Source organism: Streptomyces sp. NPDC005962 (assembly GCF_040629205.1).
Classification (GTDB): domain Bacteria; phylum Actinomycetota; class Actinomycetes; order Streptomycetales; family Streptomycetaceae; genus Streptomyces.
The window spans coordinates 168,403-183,524 of record NZ_JBEXVE010000003.1; the positions used below are offsets into that span (position 1 = coordinate 168,403).

Below are 15,122 nucleotides of genomic sequence, written 5' to 3' on the forward strand. Positions count from 1 at the left end.
GCCTCACCGGAACGAGGGAGCGGGTTGTCCACAGCCTGGGGGTTGTGCACAGGCTCCGGCGAGGGGCGCGGATCGCGGGCAGCATGGGGGTCGGCGGTCCGGTGGGCCGCCGGGGGAGCGCGGGAGAGCGCGGGCGATGGGGGAGCGGGCATGAACGAGACTTGGACGACGCTGGTGGGGAACGCCGCGACGCGCCCGGATTTCTGGGAGACGGCGGCCGGGGTCGCGGTGGCCCGGTTCCGGCTGGCGGTGACGGTGCGTCGCTGGGACCGCAGGAGCGAGGGGTGGACGGACGCGCACACGAGCTTCTACACGGTCTGGACCTGGCGGACCCTCGCGGCGAACGTGGCCGCTTCGGTCTCGCTCGGCGAACCGCTGCTGGTCCACGGCACCCTGCGGGTGCGTGAGCGCGAGAAGGAGCGGGAGCGGGAGGAAGCCCGGCAGGGCGCGGGGGAGGGGGAGAGCGGACCCAAGCGGTGGGTCACCGCGGAGCTCGACGCGGTGGCGGTCGGGCACGACCTCACGCGCGGTACGTCCGCCTTCCGGCGGGTCTCCCAGGCCAAACCGCTTTTAAACGCACCGACTGGGGCAACATCGCCGTGACCAGGGGGGATTTATCGATAATCCCAGCTCATTCGGGGTCTGTGGGGGAGATAACAATTCCGATTCGGATCGGTTGGCGCCCGGTCCAATCGGGGATGGCGCGGCTTTTCGCTCCCTAGTATCCCTGAGTGCCCAACGGGGGTTACTGAGTTTTGAGTTCGCTGGCGCGGCGCACCAACTGACTGGCGCTCGCCCGGAGGGGAAACCATGATTTCTGTGAAGAGGCGGGGCGCCGCCCGCCTTGTGGCCGCCGTTCTGGCATCAGGGCTGGTCGCCGTGGGCGCGATAGCGGGCGCCGGTACCGCCGCCGCGGACGATGTGCCTCCGGGAAACGGTGGAGCCACCGCCACGCTGAGCGGCCTCAAGACCTTCGACAAGGCGGTCATCCACGACAGCGGGGATGACGAGGGCGATACGGCTGATAAGGCCGACAAGGGCGGCACGGGGGACCAGGAGGTCGGTGCCGGTCTCTTCGAGATGGCGGTCGAGAATGGCGGCAGCATCCAGACGTACTGCATCGACCTGCACAACCCGACGCAGAGCAAGGCGAAATACGAAGAGAAGCCCTGGAACCAGACCTCGCTGGCGAACAACCGCGAAGCGGGCAAGATCAACTGGATTCTGCAGAATTCCTACCCCCAGGTGAACGACCTCGCCGAACTCGCATCGAAGGCGGGCTCCGGCGCCCTCACCGAGAACACCGCGGCAGCCGGTACCCAGGTCGCCATCTGGCGCTTCTCCGACGGGGCCAAGGTCGACGCGGTCGACCCGGCGGCCGAGAAGCTCGCCGACTATCTGGAGAAGAGTGCGCGGAACCTGGCCGAGCCCAAGGCCTCGCTGAGCCTCGAACCGCCCGCCGTCTCGGGCAAGGCCGGTGAGCGGCTCGGCCCGGTCAAGGTCCGCACCAACGCCGAGAGTGTCACCCTCACCCCGGGCACCGAGGCCGTCGGTTCCGGCGTCAAGCTCGTCGACAAGAGCGGTAAGGCGATCACCAGCGCCGCCAACGGCGGCGAGGTCTACGTCGACGTGCCGTCCGGCGCGTCCGACGGCTCCGTCTCGCTGACCGCCCAGGCCGCCACCAAGGTTCCGGTCGGCCGCGCGTTCTCCAGCGACACAAAGAGCCAGACCCAGATACTCGCCGGTTCCAGCGAGAGCACCGTCTCCGCCTCGGCCACCGCCCACTGGGCGGAGAAGGGCGCGGCCCCGGCCGTCACCGCCGAGAAGGACTGCGCCGAGGGCGGTGTCGACGTCACGACGACCAACAAGGGCGACGAGGCGTTCACCTTCACGCTGCTGGACCAGAAGTACACGGTCGAGGCCGGTCAGTCGAAGACCGTCACCGTTCCGGTGAGCGAGGACCGGAGCTACACGTTCAGCGTCCAGGGCCCGAACGGTTTCAAGAAGACCTTCTCCGGCGTCCTGGACTGCCGGATCGCCGGCAGCGGCGGCAGCGACTCCCCCTCCACCCAGGCGGGCCCGGCGTCGGCCGGTGGCACCGGCGAGGTCGTCAGCGGTGAGACCACCGCCGTCGACCAGACCAGCGGCGGCGACCTCGCCGAGACCGGCGGCAGCAGCACCACGCCCGTGATCGCGGGCATCGCCATCGCCCTCGTCGTGATCGGCGGCGGCGCGATCTTCTTCGTCCGCAGGAAGAAGGCCCCCTCGGGCGAGTGACCGTCCGGTGGCGTGACCGCCGACGACGGAAGTGAAGAAGGGCCGGGGCCGCGGAAAGCGGGGCTCCGGCCCTTCGTATCAGGGCGGTCGTCCCGGACGGGGGAACAACTGGTTTCCGCCTTGGCGCTGCCGTACGGCAAGATGGGGTGGGGTGTCTCTGCCCTGGACGTGGCGGAGCCCGCATGCACCCATGCGGCGCGGGCCGCAGATCGATACCTACCAGACTGCCGGACGGTTTCTCTTGGCTGAGTTCATCTACACCATGCGCAAGACGCGCAAGGCGCACGGCGACAAGGTGATCCTCGACGACGTCACGCTGAGCTTTTATCCTGGCGCGAAGATCGGTGTCGTGGGCCCCAACGGCGCCGGTAAGTCGACGGTGCTGAAGATCATGGCCGGGCTGGAGCATCCGTCCAACGGCGATGCCTTCCTCTCGCCGGGCTACAGCGTCGGCATCCTGCTCCAGGAGCCCCCGCTGGACGAGTCCAAGACCGTCCTGGAGAACGTCCAGGACGGCGTGGCGGAGACCAAGGGCAAGCTCGACCGCTTCAACGAGATCGCCGAGCAGATGGCGACCGACTACAGCGACGCGCTGCTCGAGGAGATGGGCAAGCTCCAGGAGGACCTGGACCACTCCAACGCGTGGGACATGGACGCCCAGCTGGAGCAGGCCATGGACGCCCTCGGCTGCCCGCCCGGCGAGTCGCCGGTCACCACCCTCTCCGGTGGTGAGAAGCGCCGGGTCGCGCTCTGCAAGCTGCTGCTGGAGGCCCCCGACCTGCTCCTCCTCGACGAGCCCACCAACCACCTGGACGCCGAGTCGGTCCAGTGGCTGGAGCAGCATCTCGCAAAGTACGCGGGCACCGTCGTGGCCATCACCCACGACCGGTACTTCCTGGACAACGTCGCCGAGTGGATTCTGGAGCTCGACCGCGGCCGCGCCATCGGCTACGAGGGCAACTACTCCACGTACCTGGAGAAGAAGCAGGCCCGGCTCAAGGTCGAGGGGCAGAAGGACGTCAAGCGCGCCAAGCGCCTCAAGGAAGAGCTGGAGTGGGTCCGCTCCAACGCCAAGGGCCGTCAGGCGAAGTCCAAGTCCCGGCTGACCCGTTACGAGGAGATGGCCGCCGAGGCCGAGAAGACCCGGAAGCTGGACTTCGAGGAGATCCAGATCCCGCCGGGCCCGCGGCTCGGCGGCGTCGTGGTCGAGGTGGAGAACCTCTCCAAGGCGTTCGGTGAGAAGGTCCTCATCGACGACCTCTCGTTCACCCTGCCGCGCAACGGCATCGTCGGCGTGATCGGCCCCAACGGCGCCGGCAAGACCACGCTCTTCAAGATGATCCAGGGCCTGGAGACCGCGGACTCGGGCAAGATCAAGGTCGGCGACACGGTCAAGATCTCCTACGTCGACCAGAGCCGCGCCAACATCGACCCCAAGAAGACGCTGTGGGCGGTCGTCTCCGACGAGCTGGACTACATCAACGTCGGCCAGGTCGAAATGCCGTCCCGCGCCTACGTCTCCGCCTTCGGCTTCAAGGGCCCGGACCAGCAGAAGCCGGCCGGGGTGCTCTCCGGCGGTGAGCGCAACCGCCTCAACCTCGCGCTCACCCTCAAGCAGGGCGGCAACCTGCTGCTCCTCGACGAGCCGACCAACGACCTCGACGTCGAGACCCTCTCGTCCCTGGAGAACGCGCTGCTGGACTTCCCCGGCTGCGCCGTGGTCGTCTCCCACGACCGCTGGTTCCTCGACCGCGTCGCCACCCACATCCTGGCGTACGAGGGCGAGTCCAAGTGGTTCTGGTTCGAGGGCAACTTCGAGTCGTACGAGAAGAACAAGGTCGAGCGGCTCGGTGCGGACGCCGCCCGTCCGCACCGTGCCACCTACAAGAAGCTCACCCGGGGCTGAGGGATGGCCCGGCACCTCTACTCCTGCCCCCTGCGCTGGTTCGACATGGACGCGTTCGGCCATGTCAACAACGTGGTCTTCCTCCGCTATCTGGAGGAGGCGCGCGTCGACTTCATGTGGCGGCTGGCGCCGGGGAACGGGAGTGACGCGTTCACCGGCGGAGTGGTCGTGGCGCGGCACGAGATCGACTACCTGAAGCCGCTCGTCCACCGGCACACGCCGGTGACCATCGAGACCTGGGTGACGGATATTCGTGCCGCCTACATCAACCTGCGCTACGAGATCAAGGACGAGGAGACCGTGTACGTGCGGGCCGCCACCCGCATCGTCCCCTTCGACCTCGAAGCGGGTCGGCCGCGCCGCGTCACGCCCGAGGAGGAGAGCTTCCTGACCGAGTACCTGGAGTCCGAGCCGGGCTCCGGAAAGTCGGCCGGGAAGGCAGCCGGGACGACCTCCGGGAAGTCCGCCGAGGGGGCCGTCACCGTATGACGGTCCTCCGGCACGAGCTCCACTTCGCCGACGCCGGGGAGGCGGCCGACCTGGCCGCCTTCCTCGCCCGGCTGATCCACTACGACCGCGCCGCCGCGGTCCGGCTGCAGGCGGGCGGCGGAGTGCTGGCCGTCTTCGGCCGGCCGCCGTCCTTCGAGGTGCTGGCCATCCGCACGGCACGGCTGGAAGCCGTCGTCACCGCGGGCGCCACGGACGCCGGTGCGCCCGGCGGGCCGGGGGCGCTGGACACCACCGTCTCGGCCGGTCAGTTCGCCGACGCGCTGGACGAGGCGGGCTCCGGCCGGACGGCGTCCGGCGGGCTCACCGTCGGCGTGCCGGATGCCGTCACCGGCCCGTCCTGGGCCGGGGTGCTGCCGCCGCGCGGCGGCTGGCGCCGGGTGCCCGGACTGCCCGGCACGGACGAGGTGCGCGGGTCGGTCGCCGCCGCGGTCGCCGAGTTCCGGGCCCGCGACGAGGCGCTCCCCGAGGAGCACCGTACGCGCGCCGAGCGCGACCGCATCGGCCACGAGATCTGGTCCCGCACGCTCGGGGACACCGGGCTGCCGCTGCGCGCCGTGCACGCCGCCCAGTCGCTGGGCTTCCTGCGCCCCGTGGCGGCGGGCGCGCCCGCCGCCACCGGCTCCCGCGGCGCCACCGCGCTCGCCCCGGCGGCCGAGCCGCCGGCCCTGCTGGCCGCGGGCGGCTGGCTGCGGCTGCGCACCCCGTACGGCTCGATCGCGGTGCGTACGTCGGGGCTCCCCGGGCTGTCCGTGACGCCCGCCTAGGACTCCAGGGCGGGCGGTCTCAGCCCTCTGTGTTGACCATGGAGGCGGCCGCGTAGGTGAGGTAGTTCCACAGCTGGCGTTCAAGGTCGGGCGCCAGCTCCAGCTCGTCCACCGCGTCCCGCATATGGCGCAGCCAGGCGTCATGGGCCGCCCGGTTCACGGTGAACGGCGCGTGGCGCATGCGCAGCCGGGGATGGCCGCGGTTGTCGCTGTAGGTGCGGGGCCCGCCCCAGTACTGCATGAGGAAGAGCACCAGCCGCTCCTCCGCCGGGCCCAGATCGTCCTCGGGGTACATCGGCCGGAGCAGCGGGTCCTCCGCGACGCCCTGGTAGAAGCGTCGGACCAGGCGCCGGAAGGTCTGCTCGCCGCCGACCAGCTCGTAGAAGGTCTGCTCCTGAAGTGTGCCGCGCGGAATGTCTTTCACGCCTCCATGCTCTCAGACCACCCGGCCCGGGGAAGAGGGCGTAGGACCCGCCGAAACGTGGAGGCAGCGGGCCGGGGCGACGCACCCCGGCCCCTTCACTCGGCCTTCTATCCGCGGCGGACGGTGATCGTCGTCCACGCGCCGACGTGTACCCGGTCGCCGTCCTGGAGCGGTATCGGGACGTACGGCTGGATCGGCTCCTCGCCGCCGTTGATCGTCGTGCCGTTCGTCGAGTCCTGGTCGACGACCGCCCAGCCGCCGTCCGGCTGCTGGACGAGGACCGCGTGCTGGTGCGAGACGCCCGGGTCCTCGGGCGCGCGCCCGAGGTCGATGTCCGGGGCCTCGCCCGTGCTGTGGCGGCGGCGGCCGATGGTGATCTGCTGGCGGCCGCCCAGCTGCAGTTGCTGCTCGGGGGAGTACGCCGGGAGGTTCAGCCCGGCGGCCTCCGGGCCGCTGCGGTGCATCATCGCCGTGAAGTAGTCACGGTCCGGTGCGACGACCGCGACCCAGTTCGCGGGCCCGGCCGGGGGCGGGGGCGTGTGTCCGCCGCCCTGTCCGTACGGTCCGGGCGGCGGGGGCGCGCCGTGACCGGGGTACGCCTCGTTGCCGAAGGACGGGGCCGCGGGCGCGGGCGGCTGCGGCGCCTGGGGGTAGCCGTAGCCGTACCCCTGCTGCTGCGGCGGGGCCGGAGCAGGGGGCGGCGAGGCGGCGGCGCCCGCGGAAGCCTGCGGCGGCGGCAGCGGCCAGTCGTCCTCCGCGGCACCGAAGGCCGGGCGGGAGGGCTGGTTCGGGTCCGACGGCGACAGCGGCTCGGCCGGGCGGTTGATCTGGGACGGGCGCGAGGCCTGGTAGTCGCCGCCATGCGTCTGGTGCGGCGGCTGATGCTGCTGGGGGTGGGGCGGCTGCCCGTACGAGGGCGGGCCCTGCTGCTGCCCGTACGGCTGCGGCGGCCCGGGCGGCGGCGGGAAGCCACCCTGTCCGGGGGGCGGCGGAGCGTACGAAGTGGGCTGCTGCGTCAGGAAGTTGAAGCGGCACTCCTCGCAGTACGGCGCCTGCGCCTCACGCGGCGTACGGCACTGCGGGCACAGCTCCGGCTGCTGGTAGCCGATGTCCGGCTGCGGCGGGGCCGGGGGGCTCGGGTAGCCGTACCCGCCGCCGGGCGGGGGCGGCGGACCGCCCGGGGCCGGTGCGCCGTAGCCACCGCCGGGCATCGGAGGGGGCGGAGGCGGCGGGACGTGGCCGGAGGGCATGGGTGTCCCCGACATCCGGTGGCCACACACCTCGCACCAGTCGTCGGCCGCCGATTGGTGTCCGTTAGGGCATGTCGGCATGTCGGTGATCCCCCTCTTGTGCCGTTCTTGGCATTTCTGCCGTAACGCGATCTCTTCGTGCTACTTCTTGACGCGAACTGTTTTGGATGAGCGTGTTTCGAGTGTCATCTCGTCCGCTTCCGCGACCTTCGCTTTCAGTCGCACAGTACCTGTCGCCGCGTCGACGACGTCCACCACCTTCGCAAGCAGTTTCGCCGTGTCTTTGTTCCCCGAGGTGTCCGCCAGCTGTACGGCCCTTCCCAGCTTCGCGGTCGCTCCCTCGACATCGCCGGACTTACGCGCATCCATGCCCTGTTGGATGACCTGTGCCAGTTCGGCTTGGCCTGTGTAGTGCGCGACCTGCGGATTCATCGAGGTGGAGGCGGTCATGTCGGTCGTCCACACGGCCCGGACGAGCCCCTGCGGCAGGGGGCCCGCGGGGCTCTGGCCGTCCGGCTGCGGCAGGACGAGGGAGACCCGGCCCGCGAGCATTTCCTGGCCGATTTCCGCCGCCGGAACCCGCAGACACACGTGGTAATCGCGGGATTCGTCCCCCCATGACCCGGTCGGGTAGTCGCCGGAGCGCGGACCGGCCTCGGTGCGCCGCCCGGTCAGATCCTCGACCGTGGGTGCGACCTGTTTCACAAACACCACCTCGGCGCCGACCGGGGTCCACAGCCGCAGATGGACGTCCGCGACTTCCTTCCGCATGGCCGTCGCCATCATCCGCGTGAAGTCCCCGGACAGTTCGGCCGGGTCCGCCACGATATCGGCCGTTCCGAGGAGGGCGGAGGCGATCCCGGTGACCTCCTTGACCTCCCAGTCGGTGCCGACCCCGCGGGCGTCGCAGGTGAAGCGGCCCGCACAGGCGTCGAGCGCGGCCCGCAACTCCTCCGGGCTCTCGTGCTCGTTGCGGCCGTCGGTGAGCAGGATGCCGTGCCGGATCGAGACATCGGCGGCGCCCAGCAGCCGGTCGGCGAGCCTCAGCCAGGTGCCGATCGCCGTGCCGCCGCCCGTGGAGAGCCCGCGCAGCGCGTCCTTGGCCTCGGTGCGGGTGACGGGGTCGGCGATCGCCAGCCCGCCATTCCCCGGGAAGACCTCGGCCGCCTTGTGGGTGCCCGCGATCACGGCGAAGGCGACCCCGTCGCGCACCGTGTCGATCGCGGCGGCGGTCGCGTCCCGCGCGTGACGCATCTTCGTCGGCGGATAGTCCATGGAACCGGAGCAGTCCACCATGATCACCACGGCCGCACCGGCGGAGCCGCCGCCCCGGGCGAACCGGCCCGGGGCGGCGACGGGAGCGGAGATCGGCATTCCTCCGGTCGTCCCGCCGCCGGTCGAGGTGACCGTGACGATCGCGTTGACCTCACGGCCTCCCTCCGGGAGGTACTCGTTCTGATAGACGTCGACCGAGAACCGCGGCGCATGGGACTTGGAGAAATTGGCCATCTATCCACTCCTTGGCGCTCCACAGGGACGTATGGGCATCGTGCCGTGCCACGAGAGCGTGGGCGGAGTGATGACGTCCGGCGCCGCTTCCCCCGGGCCGGAACCCGTCCCCCCTCGGGCCGTCAGGCCGATCCTGCCCCTTCCGGCGCGGTGGGGAACGGCACCACGGCCACTGTTACGTTGTCGTGGCCCCCGCCGTTGAGGGCGTGGCCCACCAGGACCCGCGCACTCTGCAGCGGCCGCCCCCGGGCGTCCGGCGGCACCGCGCGGGCCATCTCCTCCGCCGACTCGGCGTAGTTCCACAGCCCGTCGGTGCACACCACCACGACCCCCGGCCGGTCGGGCTTGAACGAGGCGGTGTGCGGCACCAGTTCGTAGGCGTCCGCACCGAGCCAGCCGGTGATGGCGTGCGCCCGCTCGTCCGCGTACGCCTCGGCCTCCGACATCAGCCCCGCCGCCACCATCTGGGCCGCCCACGAGTCGTCCTCGGTGAGCCGGGCGGGCTGGGTCGCCCGGTCATCCGGTACCCAGTAGACGCGGCTGTCGCCGATCCAGCCGACGGTCAGCAGGTCGCCGGTGACCACGGCGCTGACGATGGTGCACGCCGGAGCGTTCTGCTGGCGCTGGTGCTCCTCGTGCGGACCCGGTGCGCCGGACGCGCCGGGCTCCAGGGCGAGCGAACTGACCGCGTCGGCGGCGGCCACGATCGCCTCGTTCATGGCCTGCTGGGGGTGGGTGCCGCTGGGGAGCAAGGTGAGCAGCGACGCCTCCGCTGCGTGGGCGGCGGCCGCCGATGCCTCGTCGGGGCGGGTGGCCGAGGAGACCCCGTCGCAGACCACCGCGACGACGGCCGGTGAGCCGTCCGGGAGGGCGACGGTGGCCACGGAGAACGCGTCCTCGTTGCGGTGGTGGCGCAGCCCTCGGTCACTGGCCGCGGCGACGCCCGCCAACTCCCGTTCCATATGGTCGCGCTCACGCGTCTGTGCGTGCCCGCAGTGCTCGCAGTATCCGTCCTTGTCGATGGTGCCCTCCTGGCACGCGGCGCACCGGGGGCGGCTGTCGCCGCCGGACAGCCGGGGGTCTGCCCCGGTGCCGGTGCCCGCGCTCGCTGCCGTGCTTGTACTGGTCTGCGTCTGAGTATTCGTCCGAGTGTGCGGGTGAGTGCCGACGGGTGCGTCGGCGGGGGTGGCCGGTGCCGGGCCGGGCGCCGCCGGGCCCGGTGGGGACGGGGCGTTCAGCGCCGCCGCGGTCCGCGGGTCGGTCACCGGCGCCGGTGCCGGGGCCGACAGCGGGTAGTCCTCCGGTTCCCGCCGCGCGGACGGCACGGCCGCCGACAGGTCGGCTCCGCACTGGCCACAGTAATTGTCTCCCGCCTCCAGCGGCTCTGCACAGGTCGGGCAGGCTGACAGCTGGGGGAGCTGCGGCATCTGCGACATCGATCACACCCACGTTTTGGGGCGGTAGCGGTTGGCCCGCTCCACCAGTTCGATCCTTTCCTCGCCGCGCTGCGCGAGCCTGGCGAGTACCCGGTACGAGCGCTCCAGTCCGAACCGCAGCCCGCGCTCGTCCAGGCTGCTGCCGAGCAGCGGCGGCCGGGTGCTGCCCGGCGGCGCGCCGCTGCTGCCGGACAGTACCCAATCCAGCGCACTGCCCAGGACTTCCGTGCACAGCCGCTCGCGCCGCACCGCGTCGAGGCCGAACTCGCCCAGCCGCTCCACCTGGAGCGCGGCCGCCGTCAGATCGGCCAGCAGCGCCTCCCGCGCGACCCGCTGGCGCAGCCGGGCCCGCACCGCGGCGACCCGGGCCGCCGTGTAGTGGATGGACGACTCCGGGATCGACTCCAGCACCCGCACCGCGTCCGCCCGGTCACCGGAGCACAGCCGGACCCGGGCCAGCCCGAAGGCGGCGCTCACGAAGCTCGGATCGGTCGCCCATACGAGCTGGTAGTACTCCGCGGCGTTGTCCAGCTGGCCCAGCACCTCGGCGCAGACGCCGAGCGCCAGCTTCGGCGCGGGCTCCCCGGGGAACGCGTCGTAGACGGCGTCGAAGGACAGCGCGGCCGTCTCGTGGTCGCCGATGGCCAGCGCGTGCGTCCCCCGGTACCAGACGATCCGCCAGTCGTCGTGGTACGCGGCCTCCAGACCGGTCAGCGCGACGCCCGCCTCGTGCGCCTGGCCCAGCTCCAGCAGGGCGCGCACCCGGCGCAGCCGCAGCTCGGGCGAGTCGACGGGCGCGGTGGGCAGCGCCGCGTCGACCTCGGCGGGCGGGGCCGACAGCAACCCGGCCAGGAAACCGGCGTTGGGATCGGACGGGTCCACCAGCGGCACGGGCAGGGCCAGGGCGGCGGCCCGGACGTCCAGCGGCGGGATGTCAGGCGGAGCGACGGCGGGCAGCGGCAGGGCCGGCGGGCCCTGCGGCGGTACGGGGCCGCCGGACGGCGCGCCCCGGCCCGTCGTCCGCCCGCCCAGCAGGGACGGCTCCTGGCCCTGATCGGCGAACAACGCCGTGTCCACCACCCGGGTCTCCGGCCCGAAGAGGGTCGACAGCGCGGGCCGGGGCCGCCCGGTCTGCAGCGCCACGGCCTCCCGCAGCACACCGGTCAGCTGGTCGGACATCTCCTGCGCGGAGGAGAACCGGCGCCCCGGATCGGGGTCGGTGGCCCGCACCAGCAGCCGGTAGAAGGACTCGTACCGCCGGAAGACCTCGATGTGCTCGGGGTCCGGCAGGCTGTCCACGAAGACGTTCGTATAGCCCTGGAAGTCGAAGGTGAGCACCGCGAGCGTGCGCGCCACCGTGTAGAGGTCGGAGGCGACCGAGGGGCCCTGCTCCGCGATCTCCGGGGCCTGGTAGCCGACCGTGCCGTAGATGGCGCTGTCCTCGTCGTCCATCCGCCGGACCGCGCCCATGTCGATGAGCTTGAGCTGGTCCTGCTGCTGTATGGCGTTGTCGACCTTGAAGTCGCAGTAGAGCAGATTGCGGCTGTGCAGATGGCCGAGGGCCTCCAGCGCCTCGATCCCGTACGCGCACGCCTGCTCGACCGGCAGCGGATCGCGCCTGCCGTCCTGGGCGCGCCGCCCGTTGGCGATGTCCTTGAGGGACTTGCCGCCGACGTACTCCATGACGATGTAGCCGTCGAGACTGCCGGTGCTCTGGTCGAGGTGCTCGACGAAGTTGTAGATCCGGACGATGTTGGAGTGCTCGATCTCGGCGAGGAAGCGGCGCTCGGAGACGGCGGCCGCCAGCGCCTCCTCGTCGCCCGTGTCCAGCAGGCCCTTGAGCACCACCCAGCGGTCCGACACCGCACGGTCGATGGCCAGATAGACCCAGCCGAGCCCGCCGTGCGCCAGACAGCCCGCCACCTCGTACTGCCCGCGCACGATGTCGCCGGGGCCGAGCTTCGGCACGAACGAGTAGGGGTGACCGCACTTGGTGCAGAACCCCTCGGTGCGGCCCGGCCGGTCGCCGCGGGCGCGGCCCACCGGCGCCCCGCAGTCGCCCCGGCTGCAGAAGCGCTTGCGCTCCGGCACCTCGGGGTTGGCCAGCACCGCCGTACGCGGATCGGGGCGCGGCACCTCCGGGACGCTGACCAGGCCCGCACCCAGCGCGTTCCGCCCCGAGGCGGTCGAGGAGGAACCGGAGCCGCGCACCGAGACCGAACGCGAGGAGCGCCCGGAGGAGGAGCGGGACAGCCGCCCGGACACCGAGCGGCGGGACGATGACGACCGGGACGGCCGGGATGAGCGGGACGAGTGCGACGACGAGGCCGAGCCATGGCCCCCGGCGGCGACACCGGTGGGCGGTGAACTCACCATGCCCTGCGGGGAGACCACCGGGGCCATCCCACAGGAGCCGCAGTACAGCTCGCCGCCGCCCACGTCCTCGTACGACCCGCCGCACTCGCGCCGCTGGCAGGTGCCCGTGTCACTCATGGCGCTCCCCCTCGCTCCCATGATCGGCGGCGCCATGACCGGCGGGGTCCGGCTGCCGGGGCGCCAGCGCCTCCGCGGCCGCCCGCTGGTAGCGCTGGACCGCCTGCTCGGCGACGCGCAGATCGCACGGGGCGCTCCACAGCATCCGCCGCGCCGCGTCGTACCGCTCGACCAGCAGCGGGTCCTCCGCCATACCGTGCCGGGCGACCTTCGCCTTGTACGCGTCCAGCCGCCCGCGCAGCTCTGCGCGGACCGCGAGCGGTGCGGTCACCGCCGTCAGCGACTCGCGGGCGCGCAGCAGTTCGTCGTCGGCGCGCTGCTCCAGGCTCTCCAGCAGCGGGGAGAGCCGGTGCCACTGGGAACGCCGCCGGTAGTCGGCGGCCGCGATCAGCTGCTCGTGCAGGGCGGTCGGCGGGCCGCTGACCGCGGGCACCTCGGACGCCGCGATCTTCGCCAGCACCTCGCCGCGCGCCTGCCGGGCCTCCGCGAGGGTGCGATCGGCGCGGGACAGCACATCGCGCAGCCGCATCAGACGCCGCTCCGCGTCCTGCCGGACGTCCAGGACGGCCTCGATCTCGCGCCGTACGTCGTCCAGGGCGCGGGCGGCGCGGTCGTAGCGGACGGTGTCGGGGCTGCCGCCGCCGGGCGCCGAACTGCCCGCGGCCGGTTTCCAGAAGGCGAGCGGATCGGAGACCACCTCGGCGCGCAGCGCGGTCAGCTCGGCGGTGATCTCCTCCAGATCGTCGCCCGAGGGGTGCTCACCGGGCCGCACCCCGACCGAGTGGGCGAGCGAACGGGTGCGGTGCAGCTCGGCCGCGAGCATGTCGATCCGGGCGGGCAGCGCGGACCACACGGCGTCGGCCGTGACGATGACGTCCAGCGCCTCGGCATACCAGCGGTTCATCCGGTCGACCAGCCGGTCCAGGCTCAACTGCTCGCTGAGCAGCGGCGTTCCGGTGAGGGTGGCGGTGCTGGGCAGGGTGATACCGGGGCCGCGCAGCAGCTCGGTCAGCTCGGCCAGCTCGCCCGGGGTGGACCAGCGGTGCCGGGAGCGCACCTCGCGGGCGCGCCGGAGGGCGTCCGTATACGCGTCGAAATAGCTCCACAGCAGGGAGATGGCCTGCTCGGTGGTGGCCCACCGGTCCTTGGTGACGCCCGTCAGCTCGGCGCCTTCGAGCAGCCTTCTGCCCGCGTGGTCCTGGAGGGCGAGCAGCGACGTCTCGATCGCCTCGTGCTCGGCACCGAGCCTCGCCAGCGCACGGTCGACCTCTTCACGGCCCATGGCCGGCCCCTCGGGTGTCCCCGCGGCGCCGGGGAAGGGTCCCGGGACCCCCATCGATCACCTCTCCGAGTCCGTGTCCGTATCCGTCAGGCGTGATCCGTCTGCTGCGACATCCCTACGCGTATGAACCGGGCGCTAATCCTTGCCGGTTCGTGATCCTCGGCTCCCGCCGCCCCACGACTCCTCCAGCGCTCACGCCCTCATTCCCTGGGCCTTTCGTTTCTTGACCCCTTCACTTCTTGACCCCTTCAATTCTTGTACACGGGATCTGGAGGCGCCGGGTTCCGCTGTGTCCTGCCGAAATCCTCCGCGAGCCAGGTGCGGTAGGCACGCTGCCAGGGGCTGTCGGCGCCGCCTCTGCGGTAGTCCTCCAGGACCTTGTTGACCCGGCGTACCAGGTCGTCGTCGTTCTTGTTCATCGCCACGCCGTACAGCTCATCGGTGAATCGGGGGCCGACCAGCTTGACGGAGGGGTCCTGGGCGGCCTGGCCCGCCGCCAGCGCGTTGTCCGTGATCACCGCGTCCACCTGGTCCATCTGCAGTCTGACCAGGCAGTCCAGCTGGCTGGGAACGAGCTTGACCTTGATCGCGCCGAGCGCCTTGACGCCCTTTTCCGGGTCGTCCAGCACGGCCTCGGCGGTCGAACCCTTCGCCGTGCAGACCCTCTTGCCGCGCAGGGTCTTGTTGTAGCCGGTGATGGACGAGTCGTCGGGGACCAGCACCTGCTGTCCGGCCTGGAAGTAGGCGGTGGAGAACGCCACGTCCTTGACCCGGTCGCAGTTGATGGTCATGGCGCGCACCACGACGTCCACCTTGCCCTGCTGGAGGGCTTTGATGCGCTGATTGGTCGGAATGGTGCGGTAGATGACCGCGTCCGGATCGCCGAAGATGTCCTTGGCGATCGCGCGCACGAGGTCGATGTCGAACCCGGTCAGCTCACCGGTGGCCGGGTCGCGATAGCCCCAGCGGTAGCTGTTCTGGTCGACGCCCGCGATCAGCTTGCCGACCTTGTGCCCGTTGATCTCCCGTTCCTTGATGCGCTTGATGGCCGGACCGCTCGCCGCCGACGGCCGCAGACTCGCCTCCGGCTTCTTGCAGCTCTCGGCCGCCACGCCGGAACCGGTGCCCACGGCGTGCGGACCCGGACGGGACCCGTGAGACGGCCGGGACTGCCGGGACCCGCCGCCCCCACCGTCCATCAGCGCGGGCCCCACGATGGCCGTGGTCACCCCGAGGGCGCACACCACCGCGACGAGGCCCGATCGCATCCG

At 71.7% G+C, this 15,122-nt stretch carries 12 protein-coding genes; 5 read left to right on the forward strand and 7 right to left on the reverse strand.

The window, feature by feature from the left end; all coding sequences use genetic code 11:
• Positions 1-150 precede the first annotated feature (150 nt).
• The 5 genes from ABZ370_RS06985 to ABZ370_RS07005 all read left to right on the forward strand — a co-directional run bounded on the left by ABZ370_RS06985 (position 151) and on the right by ABZ370_RS07005 (position 5,457).
• Positions 151-603, forward strand: a complete 453-nt coding sequence (locus tag ABZ370_RS06985) for a single-stranded DNA-binding protein (protein WP_358617559.1) — start codon at positions 151-153, stop codon at positions 601-603.
• Positions 604-810: 207 nt separating this feature from the next.
• Positions 811-2,277: a Cys-Gln thioester bond-forming surface protein gene (locus tag ABZ370_RS06990; RefSeq protein ID WP_358617562.1), complete on the forward strand. Its 1,467-nt coding sequence runs from the start codon at positions 811-813 to the stop codon at positions 2,275-2,277.
• Positions 2,278-2,518: 241 nt separating this feature from the next.
• Positions 2,519-4,183, forward strand: a complete 1,665-nt coding sequence (gene ettA / locus ABZ370_RS06995; protein ID WP_358617565.1) for an energy-dependent translational throttle protein EttA — start codon at positions 2,519-2,521, stop codon at positions 4,181-4,183.
• 3 nt (positions 4,184-4,186) lie between these two features.
• Positions 4,187-4,672 (forward strand): thioesterase family protein, encoded by a 486-nt coding sequence (locus ABZ370_RS07000; RefSeq protein WP_358617568.1) that lies wholly within the window; start codon positions 4,187-4,189, stop codon positions 4,670-4,672.
• Entirely contained in the window at positions 4,669-5,457 is a 789-nt protein-coding gene (locus ABZ370_RS07005) for a hypothetical protein (protein WP_358617570.1), read from the forward strand. Before ABZ370_RS07000 ends, ABZ370_RS07005 begins: the two co-directional genes overlap by 4 nt.
• A 19-nt stretch (positions 5,458-5,476) precedes the next feature.
• Here ABZ370_RS07005 and ABZ370_RS07010 read toward each other — a convergent pair whose 3' ends face one another.
• From ABZ370_RS07010 to ABZ370_RS07040, 7 genes are all read right to left on the reverse strand, one after another.
• Positions 5,477-5,881, reverse strand: a complete 405-nt coding sequence (locus ABZ370_RS07010; protein WP_358617572.1) for a globin — start codon at positions 5,879-5,881, stop codon at positions 5,477-5,479.
• A 107-nt stretch (positions 5,882-5,988) separates the two neighbouring features.
• Entirely contained in the window at positions 5,989-7,212 is a 1,224-nt protein-coding gene (locus ABZ370_RS07015) for an FHA domain-containing protein (RefSeq protein ID WP_358617575.1), read from the reverse strand.
• Positions 7,213-7,272: 60 nt separating this feature from the next.
• Entirely contained in the window at positions 7,273-8,640 is a 1,368-nt protein-coding gene (locus ABZ370_RS07020) for a VWA domain-containing protein (RefSeq protein ID WP_358617578.1), read from the reverse strand.
• 122 nt (positions 8,641-8,762) lie between these two features.
• Positions 8,763-10,076, reverse strand: a complete 1,314-nt coding sequence (locus ABZ370_RS07025; RefSeq protein ID WP_358617580.1) for a PP2C family serine/threonine-protein phosphatase — start codon at positions 10,074-10,076, stop codon at positions 8,763-8,765.
• Between the two features lie 3 nt (positions 10,077-10,079).
• On the reverse strand, positions 10,080-12,569 hold the full coding sequence (locus ABZ370_RS07030; protein ID WP_358617583.1) for a tetratricopeptide repeat protein: 2,490 nt from the start codon (positions 12,567-12,569) through the stop codon (positions 10,080-10,082).
• On the reverse strand, positions 12,562-13,905 hold the full coding sequence (locus ABZ370_RS07035) for a hypothetical protein (RefSeq protein ID WP_358617586.1): 1,344 nt from the start codon (positions 13,903-13,905) through the stop codon (positions 12,562-12,564). The genes ABZ370_RS07030 and ABZ370_RS07035 overlap by 8 nt, the downstream gene beginning before the upstream one ends.
• Before the next feature lie 194 nt (positions 13,906-14,099).
• Positions 14,100-15,119: a glutamate ABC transporter substrate-binding protein gene (locus tag ABZ370_RS07040; protein WP_358617589.1), complete on the reverse strand. Its 1,020-nt coding sequence runs from the start codon at positions 15,117-15,119 to the stop codon at positions 14,100-14,102.
• Positions 15,120-15,122: the final 3 nt, after the last annotated feature.